Origin of the sequence: Mesorhizobium sp. M7A.F.Ca.US.006.04.2.1, assembly GCF_004022915.1 — a bacterium.
GTDB lineage: Bacteria > Pseudomonadota > Alphaproteobacteria > Rhizobiales > Rhizobiaceae > Mesorhizobium > Mesorhizobium ciceri.
Genome location: NZ_RZQA01000895.1, coordinates 1 through 2,467, shown reverse-complemented (window position 1 = coordinate 2,467; position 2,467 = coordinate 1). Strand labels below are relative to the sequence as shown.

Sequence of the window (2,467 nt, the reverse complement as noted above, 5' to 3'; positions counted from 1 at the left end):
CCGCGATCTGCTGGTTGAGTATCTCGACCTGGCTCAGCGCCTGCTGGCTGATCTGGCGCTGGCTGTCGAGTTCGCCGCCGAGCGCCGCTGCACGCTGATTGGCGGCGTCGCCGGCACCGGCACCTTGCGCCAGCAATCGTTCGAGCCGGCTCTTTTCCGCTTGCGCGGCCGACAGCGACGCCTGCAGATTGGCCAGGGAATCATCCTTGTCCTGCGCCGTCGAGCGCTCCAGCGCCAGCAGTTGGGTCAGTTCGTTGATCTGCGAGTTGAGGCGCGAGAGCGCCGTATCCTTGCCGGAGATTTCGCGTCCCAGCAGGAACTGCGCCAGCACGAAGACCGTGAGCAGAAACATGATCGCCAAAAGCAGCGTCGACAGCGCGTCGACGAAGCCCGGCCAGTAGTCGATGCGGCGATCGGTGCGCCGGCCCCTGGCGAGCGCCACTTCAGTGCACTCCGGGCTTCTTCAGGGCATCGGCGATCTTTTCCAGCGTGTTGCGCATCGCCTTCTGCTCGTCGGACTGGGCCTCGACCCAGTCGCGCATGATCTGCTGTTCCGAGCGCATATTCTTGACCAGGCCGGAAATGCCGTCGGCGAGATTGGCCATGGCGGTGGCGACGCGCGGGTTGGAGCCGCCGCCATTCTCCTGCATCGAGCGCAGCCGTTCCGACAGCACCCGGATCTCGTCGGAGGATTCGGTTTTGGCCGGGTCGGCGACGACGATGTCCGACGACAGGTCGGTGACCGAGGAAAGCCAGTTTTCCAGTTCGGTGTAGAAGCGCGTCTGGGCGCGGCCGGCCTGCAGGTCGAGGAAGCCGAGCACCAGCGAGCCGGAGAGGCCGAACAGCGAGGACGAGAAGGCGGTGCCCATGCCGGCCAGCGGCGCCGAAAGCCCCTGCTTCAGGGAATCGAGCACCGCGGCGGCGTCACCGGTGCCGGGATCGAGCGATTCGATGGTTTCGCGGATCGAGCCGATGGTGTTCAACAGTCCCCAGAAGGTGCCGAGCAGGCCGAGGAACACCAGCAGGCCGACGAGATAGCGCGAGGTGTCGCGGCTTTCGTCGAGGCGCGTGGCGATGGAATCGAGCATGGTGCGCATCGAACTGGTCGAGAAGGCCATCGCCGAGGAACGGCCGATCATCGCCTTCATCGGCGCCAGCAGCACCGGTTCGGTCGTCTCCGAGCCGGCACGGAAGGAGTTGACCCAGCGCACTTCGCGAAACAGTCGCCCAACCTGGGCGAAGGCCAAAAGGATGCCGACCACCAGCACGCCGACGATCAGGCCATTGAGGCCGGGATTGCTGCCAAAGGCGGTTGAGATCTGTCGGGTGAGGATGGCGGCGATGAAGGCGACGATGACCAGGAAGATCACCATGGTCAGCAGAAAGACCTGCGGGCTCGATAATTTATGCGGGTCGTAGATCAGGACATCAGAACGTCTGCCCATGCCGAAGGATCTGAGAAAAGCCATCCGTGCCCCGTTTCCGATGCCGCCGCCGATCACGTAAACCGCGACTCTAAACGGAATTGTGACCAAATTGAATGGCGCTTGGCAATATTGCCGCGTCGATAGTGTCAGAGGCGATTGATGACCAGACAGTCGACCATGGCGGCCAGATGCAGGCTGGCGCCGGTGACGACGAAACCGTGCCACAGCGCATTGTGGAAGCGCAGCCCCTTCCAGGCGAAGAAGATGACGCCGCAGGAGTAGACGATGCCGCCGGCAACGATCAGCGCTATCGATGTCGTCGGTAGCGTCTGGACAAGCGGCTTGACCAGGATGATGCCGCTCCAGCCAATGGCGAGATAGAAGCCGATCGCCAGCCGGTCGAAACGGCCGGGAAAGAACACCTTGACGGCAATGCCCAGCGCTGCCGCGGTCCAGACCAGCACGATCATCCAGCGCGCCAGCGGCGAGCCTTCGAGCTGCGCCAGGAAAGGCGTATAGGTCGCGGCGATCAGCAGATAGATCGCGGCGTGGTCGAAACGCCGCAACACCCATTTTGCCGGCGACGAGACCGGCCACAGATTGTAGGTCATCGACACCGAGAGCACGGTGAGCAGCGAAACCACGTAGAAGGCGGCGGCGATGTATTCGCCGGGTCCGACACGAAACGCCGCCAGCGCCAGCAGCGCGGAACCGGCCGATATCGCCAGCACGATGCCGACCGCGTGGACGATACCGTCAGCGATCATCTCGGCACGCGAATAGTGCCAGCGTCCGATGAACGGGATATCGGGGTAGGGTTCGTTGTCTCTCACTAAGCCGGGTTCCTGCGCCGCGCCCTCCAATCTGGGCGCTCGCCGGGCAGTATTTCAAGCTTCCGTTGCGGTTTTGCGACTGCGGCGCATCAGCGCGGCGGTTTGTCGGCGCGGCTTGCCTGTCAACGAGAGGAGAGCGGCTTCTTCACGACCTTGAGCAAAGCGCGCTGGATGATCTCGTTGCCGGCGACGACCGAACCGTTGTCG

At 63.7% G+C, this 2,467-nt stretch carries 2 protein-coding genes and 2 pseudogenes; all 4 read right to left on the bottom strand.

Translation table 11 applies throughout. From position 1 onward, the window contains the following. Window positions 1–442: pseudogene (locus tag EN925_RS31825) on the bottom strand (peptidoglycan-binding protein); the annotation flags it as partial. A 1-nt stretch (window position 443) separates the two neighbouring features. Further along, window positions 444–1,469, bottom strand: coding sequence for a MotA/TolQ/ExbB proton channel family protein (locus EN925_RS31820; RefSeq protein ID WP_013529124.1), 1,026 nt, complete (start codon window positions 1,467–1,469; stop codon window positions 444–446). Window positions 1,470–1,573: 104 nt separating this feature from the next. Beyond that, the gene (locus EN925_RS31815) at window positions 1,574–2,260 is read right to left on the bottom strand and encodes a hemolysin III family protein (RefSeq protein ID WP_063170358.1); all 687 of its coding nucleotides are present in this window, start codon (window positions 2,258–2,260) and stop codon (window positions 1,574–1,576) included. Window positions 2,261–2,382: 122 nt separating this feature from the next. Then, window positions 2,383–2,467: pseudogene (locus EN925_RS41065) on the bottom strand (inositol monophosphatase); the annotation flags it as partial.

Excerpts from the sequence above, each read along its gene's own strand:
- EN925_RS31820 (WP_013529124.1), bottom strand. The coding sequence starts at position 1,469 with ATGGCTTTTCTCAGATCCTTCGGCATGGGCAGACGTTCTGATGTCCTG.